The 14245-nt window shown below is 48.3% G+C and carries 12 protein-coding genes; 11 read left to right on the plus strand and 1 reads right to left on the minus strand.

All coding sequences use genetic code 11. From position 1 onward, the window contains the following. Positions 1-132: 132 nt before the first annotated feature. From def to KDK15_RS19730, 6 genes are all read left to right on the plus strand, one after another. The gene (gene def / locus KDK15_RS19705) at positions 133-630 is read left to right on the plus strand and encodes a peptide deformylase (protein WP_257297101.1); all 498 of its coding nucleotides are present in this window, start codon (positions 133-135) and stop codon (positions 628-630) included. After that, the gene (gene fmt, locus KDK15_RS19710; RefSeq protein ID WP_306800411.1) at positions 630-1589 is read left to right on the plus strand and encodes a methionyl-tRNA formyltransferase; all 960 of its coding nucleotides are present in this window, start codon (positions 630-632) and stop codon (positions 1587-1589) included. Before def ends, fmt begins: the two co-directional genes overlap by 1 nt. A 17-nt stretch (positions 1590-1606) precedes the next feature. Continuing rightward, positions 1607-2974 (plus strand): 16S rRNA (cytosine(967)-C(5))-methyltransferase RsmB, encoded by a 1368-nt coding sequence (rsmB, locus tag KDK15_RS19715; RefSeq protein ID WP_257297102.1) that lies wholly within the window; start codon positions 1607-1609, stop codon positions 2972-2974. Beyond that, positions 2971-4344, plus strand: a complete 1374-nt coding sequence (gene trkA / locus KDK15_RS19720) for a Trk system potassium transporter TrkA (protein WP_257297103.1) — start codon at positions 2971-2973, stop codon at positions 4342-4344. The genes rsmB and trkA overlap by 4 nt, the downstream gene beginning before the upstream one ends. A gap of 89 nt (positions 4345-4433) precedes the next feature. Further along, a complete protein-coding gene (locus KDK15_RS19725; protein WP_257297104.1) occupies positions 4434-5357 on the plus strand; it encodes a hypothetical protein in 924 nt (307 codons plus the stop codon). Between the two features lie 188 nt (positions 5358-5545). Then, the gene (locus tag KDK15_RS19730; protein WP_257297105.1) at positions 5546-6997 is read left to right on the plus strand and encodes a TrkH family potassium uptake protein; all 1452 of its coding nucleotides are present in this window, start codon (positions 5546-5548) and stop codon (positions 6995-6997) included. Positions 6998-7223: 226 nt separating this feature from the next. Here KDK15_RS19730 and KDK15_RS19735 read toward each other — a convergent pair whose 3' ends face one another. Continuing rightward, positions 7224-8027 carry an HMG-box domain-containing protein gene (locus tag KDK15_RS19735; RefSeq protein ID WP_257297106.1) on the minus strand — a complete coding sequence of 268 codons (804 nt, stop codon included), beginning with the start codon at positions 8025-8027 and terminating at the stop codon, positions 7224-7226. Between the two features lie 290 nt (positions 8028-8317). Here KDK15_RS19735 and glyQ point away from each other — a divergent pair, with 290 nt between their 5' ends. The 5 genes from glyQ (at position 8318) to KDK15_RS19760 (ending at position 14067) form a co-directional block, all read left to right on the plus strand. Further along, positions 8318-9295 carry a glycine--tRNA ligase subunit alpha gene (gene glyQ, locus KDK15_RS19740; RefSeq protein WP_257297107.1) on the plus strand — a complete coding sequence of 326 codons (978 nt, stop codon included), beginning with the start codon at positions 8318-8320 and terminating at the stop codon, positions 9293-9295. Continuing rightward, entirely contained in the window at positions 9295-11406 is a 2112-nt protein-coding gene (gene glyS / locus KDK15_RS19745) for a glycine--tRNA ligase subunit beta (protein WP_257297112.1), read from the plus strand. Before glyQ ends, glyS begins: the two co-directional genes overlap by 1 nt. Before the next feature lie 58 nt (positions 11407-11464). Then, on the plus strand, positions 11465-12043 hold the full coding sequence (gene gmhB, locus KDK15_RS19750; RefSeq protein WP_257297108.1) for a D-glycero-beta-D-manno-heptose 1,7-bisphosphate 7-phosphatase: 579 nt from the start codon (positions 11465-11467) through the stop codon (positions 12041-12043). Further along, positions 12043-12834 (plus strand): 1-acyl-sn-glycerol-3-phosphate acyltransferase, encoded by a 792-nt coding sequence (locus tag KDK15_RS19755; protein WP_257297109.1) that lies wholly within the window; start codon positions 12043-12045, stop codon positions 12832-12834. The genes gmhB and KDK15_RS19755 overlap by 1 nt, the downstream gene beginning before the upstream one ends. A gap of 228 nt (positions 12835-13062) precedes the next feature. Then, positions 13063-14067 (plus strand): C2H2-type zinc finger protein, encoded by a 1005-nt coding sequence (locus KDK15_RS19760; protein WP_257297110.1) that lies wholly within the window; start codon positions 13063-13065, stop codon positions 14065-14067. The last annotated feature ends 178 nt before the right edge of the window (positions 14068-14245 follow it).

Here is a 14245-nt window from a genome sequence, read left to right on the forward strand (position 1 = left end):
GACCAATTTGCTGCCACCGCAGTAGGGCAGTCTATTCTCGGACAGGCTCCTAGGTACAGACTGAATTTACAGATATACTGAAAGGTCAACAAACTTCATTATTCGTTGGCTGCGTTCAACCTGAGATCACTGATGGCTCTACTGGAAATACTGGAATACCCTGACCAAAGACTTCGCACGGTTGCCAGGCCTGTAGCGGAGGTTAATGACGACATTCGACGTATCGTTGATGACATGCTGGAGACCATGTACGACGCCAATGGCGTGGGTCTGGCGGCAACCCAGGTGGATATTCATCAGCGCATCGTGGTAATGGATCTTTCTGAACAAGGTAACGAGCCCCAGGTTCTCATCAACCCGGGCTATGAGCCCATCGGCGATGAAAAGTCCGACTTTCAGGAAGGCTGCCTGTCAGTCCCCGGCTTTTATGAACTGCTGGATCGCTACGCTCAAGTGAGACTCACGGCTTTAGATCGCGATGGTAATGAGTACACACGGGATTATGACGGGCTGGCGGCAGTCTGTGTCCAGCACGAGCTGGATCATCTGGAAGGTAAATTATTCATCGACACGCTTTCCCGCTTGAAACAGGACCGTATCAGGAAAAAACTCGGCAAAAGAAAACACTGATGAAAAGCCTTCGAATTATCTTTGCCGGAACCCCTGAGTTTGCCAGTGCACACCTTCAGGCCATTCTGGATAGCCAACACCAGGTGATCGCTGTCTACAGCCAGCCGGACAGGCCTGCGGGACGTGGTCAGAAACTCATGCCCTCACCGGTCAAATCCCTGGCTGTTGCTCACAATATTCCCGTTTTTCAGCCAAAGTCCCTCAGAAATGAAGACGCTCAGCAAGAACTTGCCGCTCTGGATGCTGATCTAATGGTGGTTGTTGCCTATGGGTTGATTCTGCCACAGGTGGTTCTCGACACCCCAACACTGGGCTGTATCAATGTGCATGGCTCCATCCTGCCAAGATGGCGCGGAGCAGCCCCTATCCAGCGGGCTATTGAAGCCGGTGACACTGAGTCAGGTGTCACCATTATGCAGATGGACGCTGGACTGGATACCGGCGACATGTTGCTGAAAGCCTTTTGCCCCATCCATCCAACCGATACCGCATCGGACCTTCATGACCGTCTGATTGAAGTGGGCCAGCCTGCTCTCATTCAGTCGCTTGATGACATAGCAGCGGGCCATATTCATCCGGAAAAACAGGATGACAACCTGGCTAACTATGCCCATAAGATGAGTAAAGAAGAAGCACGGCTGGACTGGCAGAAATCAGCACAGGCCCTGAACCGGCAGATTCGGGCATTCAATCCATGGCCTGTGGCGATCACCGCACTGGATGACACGAACATCCGTGTCTGGGAAGCCATAGCCCTGGAAACAATGCCCCAGGAAGAAAGCACAACCAAAGCGCCGGGAACCCTGATCAAGGCCGATAAAGAGGGTCTGGATATTGCCTGCCATGAAGGCACCCTGCGCATTAAACGGCTGCAATTGGCAGGAAGCCGTGCAATGACTGTGCAGGAGCTGTTGAACAGCAAAAAAGCGATGTTCAGCACCGGAAAACAATTCAGTTAGGCGCTTTTTTACCTGATATGGCTAAACAATCTTCTGTTCGACAGTCAGCAGCACGGGCGATCACCCGGGTAACCCTGGGAGAATCACTGAGCAGTGTACTGCCGCAGTTACAGGAAAAACTGTCCAAAAAAGACCAGCCGTTATTGGCTGAACTTTCCTATGGCACACTCCGTTACTACCACCGACTGGATGCCTGGCTTAAGTTTCTCACGGAGAAACCCCTGAAAGAGAAAGAGCAGGACATTCATAACCTGATTCTGGTTGGTCTTTATCAACTCTTCTTTACCCGCATTCCTCCCCATGCCGCCATCGGTGAGACGGTACAGGCAACCCGGACCATGGGTAAAGCCTGGGCCAGGGGCCTGGTCAATGGCATTCTCAGAAATTCCCAGCGCCGGTTGGAAGATTTGCATGACCTGGAAGAGCGCAGCCCGGTTTGCGGCTGGTCACACCCGAAATGGCTGATCAACACCATTAAACGGGCCTGGCCGGACGATTATCAAACCATTCTTACGGGCAACAATCAGCCTCCTCCCATGACCCTTCGGGTTAATGAGCAGAAGATCAAGCCCGCCAGATACCTGAAAAAGCTGCTGGATGACTGTATAGCGGCGAAACAGTCCAAAATTGCCCCGCAGGCCATTACCCTGGCCAGACCCGGTGCCGTTGACAAGCTGCCCCTGTTTCATGAGGGGGCTGTCAGTGTTCAGGACGAATCAGCCCAGTTGGCGGCGAGCTTAATCCAGGCGAAACCCGGTGATCATATTCTCGATGCCTGCTGTGCGCCGGGGGGCAAGACCTGTCACTTGCTGGAACTGAATCCTGATATTACGGTTGATGCACTGGATGCGGATAGTGTCCGCCTCGAAAGAGTGGCTGAAAATCTGCAAAGGCTGGGTTTGACGGCAAATGTTCTGTGTGGCGACGCAACGGATCCCGACAGCTGGTTCCCGGGCAAGCCATACGACCACATTCTTCTTGATGCTCCCTGCTCAGCGACCGGGGTTATTCGTCGCCATCCGGATATCAAACTGCTGAGAAAGCCAGAAGATATTGATGCACTGGCTCAGCTGCAACAGAAAATCCTTAAGGCTATCTGGCCACTGTTGAAGCCCGGCGGCACGTTACTCTATGCCACATGTTCCATCATGCCCCGGGAAAACCATCTGCAGATAGAGCAGTTCCTGTCTGAAACTCCGGATGCCAGATTGCTACCCATTGACGATCAATGGGGTCACAATACCGGGTTTGGCAAGCAGCTTTTTCCCGGCTCTGGCAGTTTTTCCGGCTCTGGCAGTCGCCCGGACAACGGCGCTATGACCGGCAGACCTAACAGAGGCGACGGATTTTTTTACAGCCTGATGGTAAAGACGGATTGCAAATGAAAATCATCATTCTCGGTGCCGGTCAGGTGGGCGGCACGTTGTCAGAAAACCTGGCCAGTGAGGAAAATGACATTACCGTGGTCGATACCGATGCCACCCGACTTCGCGAGCTGCAGGATAAAATCGATATACGAACCATCCAGGGTAAAGCATCGTTTCCCGGGGTGCTGAAACAGGCCGGGGCCGATGAAGCCGATATGCTGGTGGCGGTCACCAACAGTGATGAAGTGAATATGGTGGCCTGCCAGATTGCCTACACACTGTTCCACACGCCGTCCAAAATTGCCCGTATCCGTCAGGCAGCTTACCTGAAAAATGAAAGCCTGTTTGCCAATGCCGCACTGCCCATTGATGTTCTTATCAGCCCGGAGCAAGTGGTTACTAACTACATCAAACGACTGCTGGAACGTCCCGGAGCCCTTCAGGTACTGGATTTTGCCGAGAGTCGTGTCCAGCTGGTGGCCATGAAGGCTTATTATGGCGGCCCGCTGGTGGGTCACGAGCTTCGTTATATCCGTGAACACATGCCCAATGTGGATACCCGGGTAGCCGCCATTTTCCGACGTGGCAATGCCATTATGCCCAAGGGGAACACCGTTATTGAGGTGGACGATGAGGTCTTCTTTATTGCCGCCCGTGAAGATATCCGGGATGTTATGGGTGAGCTTCAGCGACTGGATGATGACTACAAGCGCATCATTATTGCCGGTGGTGGCAATATTGGCCTGCGCCTGGCTCAGGCCGTGGAAGACCAATATAAGGTCAAGATCATTGAGCACAATATGGAACGTTGCCAGTTCCTATCAGAAACGCTGACCAAAGCCATGGTTTTCTGCGGCAACGCCTCCGATAAAGAGCTGCTGATCAGTGAAAATATCGAAGATACCGATATCTTCTGTGCGCTGACCAATGACGATGAAGCCAATGTCATGTCATCCATGCTGGCGAAACGTCTGGGCGCCCGTAAGGTCATGGCACTGATCAACAACCCTGCTTATGTGGATCTAGTGCAGGGCGGTGAAATTGATATTGCGATTTCTCCACAGCTGGCCACTATTGGCAGTCTCCTCAAGCACGTCAGGCGTGGCGACATAGTAAATGTTCACTCACTGCGCAGAGGCGCTGCTGAAGCGATCGAAGCCATTGCCCATGGTGATAAGCAAAGTTCTAAAGTGGTGGGTAAAACCATTCAGGAAGTGGAGTTACCCCAGGGCGCGACCATTGGTGCGATTGTTCGTGATGATCGGGTACTGATTGCTCACGATACCACCCGAATCGAATCCGGCGATCATGTGATTCTCTTCCTGACCAATAAACGCAAAATCCGTGAACTTGAGCAACTCTTCCAGGTTGGTCTTGGGTTCTTTTAAACCATTGCTTTGTGTTATCCATCACAGGAAACTTTTCCTGACAACTGATGTCTAAGGGGGAAAATCAATAGCATCGATAGGAAACAACCTTGGACACAAGCAATCAATTTACCGCCAGCAAAACGGCCACGTCGCTTAATCCTGCAAGTATCGAAACTGACCAGCACATCACTGGCCTGAATATCAGAGGCTTCGCTGCTGGTCGGCCTGTAGAAACAGTGAGCCCACAAGCTTCCGTCAAAACAGATACACCTGTTCAGGAAATGACCGGAACCACAACAGCACAGGATATCAGTCACATCATCATCCCAGAGGCATTTCTCTCCTTGCCAACCATGCCTCAGGCGACAACAGGTAATAGAAGCTCAGCCCACTCAGCAACTGATGGAGAACCGTTGATGAGCATCCCGGCTTCCATCAATGATACTGAACAGGCCGAGTGTGAACTGTCTGACTTGTTGATGAATTTCTATCGTGATCCTTCAGAAGCTAAATTTCGTCAGTTTGAAAAGCTTACAGACCTGAATTTTGATCATCTCGATCCGGGTGAAGGATGCTTGAAGCATAAGCTTCCTTTTGCCATTGCCCTGATATCTGAAAAAAACAACTGGCCAATTCTATCATCTAAATGTGGTGAGCTAGCCTCTGAGATTCTCGAGGGGAGCTCTGAACGGGCCAAATGGATTAACCGTAACGTAGTGACCCCAGAAAAGCTTGATTTTTGGTGGTCAGGTTTCTATGCAACCGGAGAAGAGAAATATCTTGAGAAAATACTAAAGGTTATTGGGCCAACGACAAGCCGGATGAAGGACTCAATCAAGGTAACGAAAGCGGTAGCGGAATGGTCTCTCCAATCACATTGTCAGGAACATCAGGCAGTACAAGACTTTGCTCGTCGAATGAGGGATGATAGCTCACTTTCAGACTATCAAAGAGAATTTTTACGCTCTATCACTGAAAGAGAATATTTGCGCTCTATCACTGATTTACTACCTAGGTGTAATATTATTTAGCCTCTTTTTTATATGACAAAAGGCGTTCAGGCTTTATTTTTCCCATGGATTGGGAGTAACCTGCTACAGCATAAAATTAGAATTTCTTATAGCCATTATAAGAATACAACATGGCAGGTTATTTGAGTGTCCGGCATATTCCTTACGCCATATCGCCGGGTGCTTGTACTGGATGAAGCAGGAGCACCATGCAGTTTCAGGTTATTCTTCCCATTTTGGGCATTTTGTTAATTTTATTCAGCACGTCCAGCCTTCCTCCGATTGTGGTGGCACTGCTTTATCAAGAGCAGGAAATGTCCATCTTCATCTATACCTTCTTATTAACACTGATGCTAGGCGTCCTCCTCTGGTTCCCTTTCCGGCATATCAAAGATGAGTTGCGCACCCGTGAAGGGTTTCTGGTCACCGCACTGTTCTGGATTGTTCTGGGGGCCGTGGGCTCACTGCCATTTCTACTGATGGAAAGCCCGGCACTCAGTATTACCGACGCACTGTTTGAGTCCATGTCGGGCTTAACAACCACGGGAGCGACCATTCTAACCGGTATTGAGCACCTGCCCCGCTCTATTCTATTTTACCGCCAGCAGCTGCAATGGCTTGGCGGCATGGGGATTATTGTGCTGGCAGTGGCTATTCTACCAATGCTGGGGATCGGCGGTATGCAGCTGTATCGAACAGAAACTCCCGGGCCGGTTAAAGATTCAAAACTGACGCCCAGAATTACCGAGACCGCCAAAGCGCTCTGGTTTCTTTATCTTTTTCTAACGACCGCCTGTGCCCTGGCTTACTGGTTAGCCGGAATGAACCTGTTTGATGCGATCTGCCACAGTTTCACCACCATCGCCATCGGCGGTTTTTCTACTTATGACGGCAGTATGGGCCACTTCAATTCCCCCATGATTATCTCTGTCGCCATCTTTTTCATGCTGATTGCCGGCATCAATTTTGCCCTGCATTTTACCGCCTGGCGACATAAGTCACTGACCCACTATATTCAAGATCCGGAAGTTAAGTGGTTTCTGGCCATTCTGGGTGTTGTTGGAGCAATCACTGTTGCAACACTCTATCTTTCTGATACCTATTCCCTGACCAAGTCCTTCCGCTATGGTCTGTTTGAAGTGGTATCCGTAGCCACAACCACTGGCTACACCTCATCCTCGAGCTTTACAGCATGGCCAATGTTTCTGCCGCTGCTGTTGTTTTTTACCAGTTTCATGGGGGGGTGTGCAGGTTCTACCGCCGGTGGCATGAAAGTCATCAGGGTTGCCCTGATTGCCAAACAGGGCATGAGAGAACTTCGTCGTTTAGTTCACCCTAATGCGGTATTTACCATCAAAATCGGCGGTAAACCCGTGAGCCCAAGGGTGGGTGAAGCGGTATGGGGATTCTTTGCCACTTACATTCTGATGTTTGTTCTTCTCTTTCTGGCCTTACTGGCGACAGGGTTAGACTTTACTACGGCATTTTCAACCATTGCTTCCTGCCTGAATAATCTCGGACCCGCTCTTGGCGAAGCAGCGTTCAGTTACCAGAGCCTGCCCGATGCAGCAAAGTGGATTCTTGCTTTTGCCATGCTACTGGGACGTCTGGAGATTTTTACACTTCTGGTGTTGTTTACTCCAACCTTCTGGCGTTATTAATGCCATTCAGGAGAAGGTGGTTACATCGAACAGCCATTTTCTCCCTCTTTTCACTTTTTCAGATCATCAGTGGACGAACACCGCCACTCCCCCCCCACCATCACATTACAACGGCCAGAACAAAGGTTATGGGCATAACATGTGCTACAAAAGAAGCTCGTAACCGGAGGCAGGATCAATAAAAACCATGGGGGAGAGTCTCAGGTTGAAATGCAGATAATTATACTCAGTCTATCAGGCTCTCACCCTCCAGAACCCTTAGCCACGGAAGTTTATCAAATGGACTCAACAAATCAGAAATTTTAGACTCAGTAAAACTTTCCTCACCTAATTTTGGTTGATTATCGTAACCTTCATTTGAAGAAATACTATTTTGATGGGAAACTTCCCTACAGCCTGAATCCTGATGCAACGGTGCTGCACTACTATTATTGCCAGCTTTGCTTTCGTTCATTGTCGGAGGCTCATTTTTTAACCGCTTTTGATGTGTCATCTCTGTTCCCAAATTATCCAAAGCTGACATTTTTTTAGCATTCTGCGTTTTTCCTCTATTCGTTGAAACGCCAGAAACAGAACTTTTACCAGAGTGGTGTTTTTTGAGATTATCTCTCTTCCGACTTGTTACTGCTTTGCCTTTTGATTTACTTCCAGCATCGGATTTTTTGAGCTTTCTGGAGTGAAACTTATAGTCGGGATATTTTTTTTTGTGCTCAGTTTTTTCTAATTTGGCTGCCTGATAATAAAACGCCTTTTCAATGCTAGACATTTTTTTCCAATCTGAGGCCGCTTGTCTGGAGATTTCACTTTGATATGGTATAATTTTACAATTTTTCTTTGCTTCCGCTGCCTTAACACTGCGAAAAATAATAAACGCATTCCTGGGCCTGGGTATGTGATTGAGCTTTGATTTTAGAGAAGCAGCCTTAACTGGATAAGTATTCTTATCAACAATCTTATTGTTATTAGTTTCAGGCCCCATCGGTGTAAAAGAACGCAAGGCGTTAGTAATGCCAGAGTTAGTTACATGCATGGATGAAAAACCTTTCTAAATACGGTTATGACAACTATTCGAGCTATTAAGTTCACCAATTAGGCAAACCTTAAATTTTACCCACATTTTTCACAACTTATCCACAGCTTAAACTTAATCCCACAAACCGGTATAATCACTCTCTTTTTTTACAGTCGAACCCTGCGAGTGGTCACTCACAGGGAAACCTGAGCCAGGTGAATTAACCGGTCATCGATAATTGCTCGCAACACAACGCTCAATGTTCAAAAAATGACCAGTTTGCATTTGAGTCTCTAAGAGGTAGAAAAGTGACTTCCCAGAGCACGCCAGATATCAATACATTCCAGGGGCTGATCCTCGCCCTGCAACAATTCTGGGCCCAACAGGGCTGCGTCATCATGCAACCACTGGATATGGAAGTGGGTGCGGGTACTTTCCATCCAGCCACTTTTCTGCGTGCCATCGGCCCGGAAAACTGGAACTCAGCTTATGTTCAGCCCAGTCGTCGCCCAACCGATGGCCGTTATGGTGAAAACCCCAACCGTCTTCAGCATTATTACCAGTTCCAGGTGGTGATGAAGCCATCTCCCGATAACATTCAGGAGCTTTACCTGGACTCACTCCGACAACTGGGCATTGATCCACTGGTTCATGACATTCGTTTTGTCGAAGACAACTGGGAGTCTCCCACACTCGGTGCCTGGGGTCTTGGCTGGGAAGTCTGGATGAACGGTATGGAAGTCACCCAGTTCACCTATTTCCAGCAGGTCGGCGGTATTGAGTGTTACCCGGTTACCGGCGAGATCACCTATGGTCTTGAGCGCCTGGCCATGTATATCCAGAATGTCGATAACGTTTATGACCTGGTCTGGACGGTGGGTCCCCAAGGCCCGGTCTCTTATGGGGATGTTTTCCATCAGCAGGAAGTTGAAATGTCCACATTCAACTTTGAGCATGCTGACACTGAAGAGCTGTTCAACCATTTTGATTTCTTTGAACGCGAATCCCGGAAACTGGTTGATATCGGCCTGCCGCTGCCGGCTTATGAGTACGTTCTGAAAGCTTCACACACCTTTAACTTGCTGGATGCCCGTCACGCAATCTCAGTGACGGAACGCCAGCGTTTTATCCTGCGCGTCAGAACCCTGGCCAGCGCAGTCGCCAAAGCTTACTTTGATAAACGCCGTGAGCTTGGCTTCCCTCTTGCGGATGACCGCATTCGAGATGATGTTCTGGCTGCTCTTGCCAAAGAAACCGTTAAAGAAAGCGCGCAGGAGGAAAAATGATGAGCACGTCTCTTAATAAAGCGCTTAAAGAAGACTTCCTGATTGAGCTGGGAACGGAAGAGCTGCCACCAAAGGCATTAAAGAACCTGTCTGACGCGTTTACCCGGGGCATTCTTTCCGGTCTTGAACAGGCCCAGATCACATTTTCCGATTATCAGTCGTTTGCCGCTCCACGTCGTCTGGCTCTGCTGATCAAAGGCCTGGATACCGCACAGCCAGATCAACAGCTTGAGCGCAAGGGACCTGCGGTCAAAGCCGCCTATGATGCGGAAGGTAACCCAAGCAAGGCAGCCCTTGGTTTTGCCCGTTCCAACGGGGTAAATTTTGCCGACCTGGAACAGGAAGAAACACCGAAAGGTGCCTGGCTGATCTACCGATCGGTCAAACCGGGTCAGGCCACCAAAGATTTGCTGCCCCAAATCATTACCCAGTCTCTGAATAACCTGCCCATTCCCAAACGTATGCGCTGGGGTGCCAGCCGTACCGAGTTTGTCCGTCCCGTTCACTGGCTGCTGATGCTGCAGGGCAATCATATAATTGACTGTGACATTCTGGGCCTGAAAGCCGGTAACACAACCCGTGGTCACCGCTTCCACGGGAACCGGGAAATCACCATCACCAACCCTGCCGATTATGCACAGGTTCTCCACGAGCAGGGCAAAGTGATTGCCAACTTTGAAACCCGGCGTGACATTATCCGTGAGCAGGTTGAACAGGTCGCTACCACGATTAATGGTCACTCAGTGATTGATCCTGACCTTCTGGATGAGGTCACCGCCCTCAACGAATGGCCGGTAGCCCTTTGTGGCCGTTTTGATGATGAGTTCCTGGCCGTTCCATCGGAAGCACTGATCTCTTCCATGAAGGGACATCAGAAATATTTCCACGTGGAAAACAGTGAAGGGAAACTCCTGCCGCACTTTATTACCGTGGCCAATATTGACAGTGCCGAGCCTCGTCATGTTGTGGAAGGTAATGAGAAAGTCATTCGCCCCCGTCTTGCTGATGCCAAGTTCTTCTACGATACTGACCGCAAACAGACACAGGACGATCGTCGTGAAAAATTGAAGCCCATTGTCTTCCAGGCGCAATTGGGTTCAGTGTTTGCTAAAACGGAACGTATCGCACGACTTTCGTCTTACATTGCGCAAACGGAAGGTGGTGATGCCACGCTGGCTGAACGTGCCGGTCAACTGTGCAAGTCCGACCTGGTTTCTGAAATGGTTCTGGAGTTTCCAGAGCTTCAGGGCATCATGGGTCAGTACTACGCCGACAACGACGGTGAAAATCCCGAAGTCAGCAAGACGCTGTATGAACAGTACATGCCTCGCTTTGCCGGTGACCAGTTACCCTCAACACTGATTGGCTGTGCCGTTGCGATTGCCGATAAAGTGGACACCATTACCGGTATTTTTGGTATCAATCAGCTGCCTACCGGTAGTAAAGACCCTTTCGCACTTCGTCGCGCCAGCATCGGTGTGCTGCGAATCATTGTTGAGAAGAAACTCAATCTTGATCTGGAAGCGCTGATCGATCAGGCGATTCTGGGCTATCAGGAGTTAGGTGTTTCTCTGCCAGCGCTGGACGATCTTAATACAACAGTCGTCAATTACATGCTGGAACGTTTTGATGCCGCTTACCAGGAAGAAGGCATTGCGATTGAGGTCATCAACTCCGTTAAGGCATTACGCCCTACCCGACCACTGGACTTTGATCGTCGTATAAAGGCAATTACCCGCTTTAATGCCATGGATGAAGCGGACGCCCTGGCTTCTGCCAACAAGCGTGTATCGAATATTCTGGCGAAAGCCGGGGATATCATTATTCCAGACGCGCTGGATGAGACTCTGCTCAGTGAAATTTCTGAACTTGAGCTTGCCAACATTGTATTTGCCAAGAAAGAGGAAATCGCACCCGCTCTGGCAGAAGGTCGCTATGCCCTTGCCATGGAGAGTCTGGCGGCACTGAAGCAACCTGTTGATATGTTCTTTGACCAGGTACTTGTCAATGCAGAAGATGAAACTATCCGTTTGAACCGCTATGCACTGCTTAAGCAATTGCGCAGCCTGTTCCTGCAGGTAGCTGATATCTCTTTATTGCAGAAAAGCTAGGCACAACCTGATAAAGTGCGGCACCAGTCGCACTTTTTTTATGTGTTTCAGGAGCACTATGACCAGGCTTGTTATTCTGGATAGGGATGGCGTTATCAATGAAGATTCAGACCAGTACATTCGCTCTGAACAAGAATGGCTTCCCATTCCGGGGAGTATTGAAGCCATTGCCCGGCTGTCCTCTGTGGGCTATCGCGTCGTCGTAGCGACCAACCAGTCCGGATTAGCCCGTGGCTACTTCACTGGCAAAGAGCTCAATGCCATGCATGACAAGCTAATCAGGCTGGTTAAAGAGCAGGGAGGTCATATTGATGGCATCTATTACTGCCCACACGGTCCGGACGAACACTGTCAATGCAGAAAGCCGGCAACAGGGCTTATTGACCAGATTTTTACCGACTACGATGCCAACCCCGCAGAAACCTGGGTAGTCGGCGATTCACTTCGTGATCTTCAGGCCGGTGTCACCAGCGGTTGTAAAGTAGCCTTGGTACTAACTGGTAAAGGCCTTAAAACTCAGGCTAAACTCATCGAACAACCGGAAGCGCTTTCTGGTAGCCTTTCTGGTAGCAGGGATGTAGCTGTTCATAACAATCTAAACAGCTTTGTAAAAGAACTACTTTCAGAGGGATTTTAATGTCATCAGCTGTCGGTTCTGCAACTACCCGGGCAGTGACCCGGTCAATGGCCACTACCTTTACTGTTATAAGGACAACTGTCTTTTACTTGTCGCTGGCAGTCTGGACCGTATTCTGGGCAATGTTGATGATCCTGTTTATCTATCCTTTCCGGTTTAAACGTCGTCATCGTATTTTTGTCAAAACATGGGCCATTGTATCGATATATCTTTGTCGTTTAATTTGTGGCATTCGATGGGAGGTAAAAGGGAGAGAGAATATTCCTGATACCCCCTGCGTCATTATCAGTAACCACCAAAGCACCTGGGAAACGTTTTTCCTGCAAACCCTGGTGACACCACAAATACAGGTTGTTAAGCAGGAACTGTTACAGATTCCCTTTTTTGGTTGGGCGTTAAAACAAACCCGGCCCATAGCCATCAACCGCAAGGATGCACGACAGGCACTGCAACAGGTAAGGGACCAGGGTAAAGCAGCACTTGAACATGGCGTCTGGGTTCTCATTTTTCCGGAGGGAACTCGAACGCCTCCCGGTGAGCCAGGAAAGTTCTCCCGTGGAGGAGCAGGCCTGGCGAAAGCTGCAGACGTCGATATTATTCCTATTGCCCATAACGCCGGTGCTTTCTGGCCGAATGATTCCTGGTTAAAACGGCCTGGCACTATAGAGGTGGAAATAGGACCAGTGATTAGAACAGAACCGCTTTCCTCAGTACAAGCCAATGACGCCGCAAGGAACTGGATTACCGAAACATTGAATAAAATACACTGTGGGCATCCTGCTGATGATTAGCAAAGGCCAGGTGAAATTTGTTGCTCTGGGACATCCCGGGGTGCGTAAACTCAGTTAAGACAATCAGCATACCCAAGGTTCAGAGTCGGGAAAAACCATAGTGGCAGGGGTAGCTAAAAAATTTAAGTATCCACAGGGAACCAAAGCCAAATAAAGATGTTCTAACCTCCCTGAATTCAAGTCAAAAAAGTAACAAAAAAACATAGAAACCTAAATAGGGGTACTAACATGCATCCACTTTCTAATACCCCTTCTTTTTTTTATGGAGCTTCTGACTGGCTCACTGAAACCACAACAACATGTCATGAAAAAGAGATTGGAATAAAAAATTCATCTTTTTATGATAAAAAACTTCAAACAGTTGAACTGGAAGGTCTTGGCTATATTGATAAAATAATCGAAAATTATGGTGTTTTTGATTCACCCCTTTGGTTAGAAATGCAGAAAATTCCTCCATTATTTCCTGATACTGATGATTTTGACTATACGTCCGAAGATAGTGAAAGAAATAAACGTCCACTATCTTCGCACCACAAAAATTGTAATAAATCCGGAAATGGTGATATTTTCACAGAAATAAAAATGAATGAACCGGATGTTCAGATAGAAAATTCAACAAAGGTCTTGCGCACTGTCAAGAAGCCTTTTCAATGTAATCAATGTGAGAAGAGCTTTAGTCGACATTCGAATCTAAAAAAACACATCCGTATGCACAACGGAGAAAACCCCTATCAGTGTAAGGTGTGTAAAAAGGGCTTCATACATTCCTCCACCCTGATAAATCATGCCCGCACCCATACCGGAGATAGGCCATATAAGTGTAATATATGCGAAAAGAGTTTCAAACAACTCATTACCCTGACAGAACATACCCGCATCCATACCGGCGTGAGGCCCTATAAGTGTGATGAGTGCGACAAAAGGTTTATCAAAAGCATTGACCTGGTAAACCACACCCGCACCCACACCGGCGAAAAGCAATATACATGTGAGGTGTGCGAAATGAGCTTTTCACTAAAAAAAAATCTAACCAGGCACAAGTTTTCTAAACGCCATTTGCTTAAACAGGCTCATCAGTTATCAACTGAACCGTCAAGTAATACTGGACGCAGTCCTCTGGATGGGCAAACGGTAAAACCTGCTGCGCCTCAACAGGCTCCCGTTAGAACGATCAGACATGAGCTTTCCCAATATGACCAAGGGAAAAAAGAACACCCACTTTTTAAAAAGTAAAGAGAGTACGTCATTTATTCATTTTTTAAAATGATAGTAATGATCGTTTTAAGAATTCTCATTCATACCAAGCAGAAAGAGTATAAAAAGTACTCAGCAACAGCCAAATAGAAGATACTATCGAGACAATATAAGAAAGAGCACTCAGAAAATTCTGGCCACATTAAAGTAAATGAAA

This window comes from Endozoicomonas sp. YOMI1, assembly GCF_024606345.1.
GTDB lineage: Bacteria > Pseudomonadota > Gammaproteobacteria > Pseudomonadales > Endozoicomonadaceae > Endozoicomonas.

What these genes read in the sequence shown, in the direction of transcription:
- KDK15_RS19730 (WP_257297105.1), top strand. Translation starts at nt 5,546, where the DNA reads ATGCAGTTTCAGGTTATTCTTCCCATTTTGGGCATTTTGTTAATTTTA.
- KDK15_RS19755 (WP_257297109.1), top strand. Translation starts at nt 12,043, where the DNA reads ATGTCATCAGCTGTCGGTTCTGCAACTACCCGGGCAGTGACCCGGTCA.
- glyS (WP_257297112.1), top strand. Translation starts at nt 9,295, where the DNA reads ATGAGCACGTCTCTTAATAAAGCGCTTAAAGAAGACTTCCTGATTGAG.
- gmhB (WP_257297108.1), top strand. Translation starts at nt 11,465, where the DNA reads ATGACCAGGCTTGTTATTCTGGATAGGGATGGCGTTATCAATGAAGAT.
- fmt (WP_306800411.1), top strand. Translation starts at nt 630, where the DNA reads ATGAAAAGCCTTCGAATTATCTTTGCCGGAACCCCTGAGTTTGCCAGT.
- trkA (WP_257297103.1), top strand. Translation starts at nt 2,971, where the DNA reads ATGAAAATCATCATTCTCGGTGCCGGTCAGGTGGGCGGCACGTTGTCA.
- KDK15_RS19735 (WP_257297106.1), bottom strand. Translation starts at nt 8,027, where the DNA reads ATGCATGTAACTAACTCTGGCATTACTAACGCCTTGCGTTCTTTTACA.
- KDK15_RS19760 (WP_257297110.1), top strand. Translation starts at nt 13,063, where the DNA reads ATGCATCCACTTTCTAATACCCCTTCTTTTTTTTATGGAGCTTCTGAC.
- rsmB (WP_257297102.1), top strand. Translation starts at nt 1,607, where the DNA reads ATGGCTAAACAATCTTCTGTTCGACAGTCAGCAGCACGGGCGATCACC.
- def (WP_257297101.1), top strand. Translation starts at nt 133, where the DNA reads ATGGCTCTACTGGAAATACTGGAATACCCTGACCAAAGACTTCGCACG.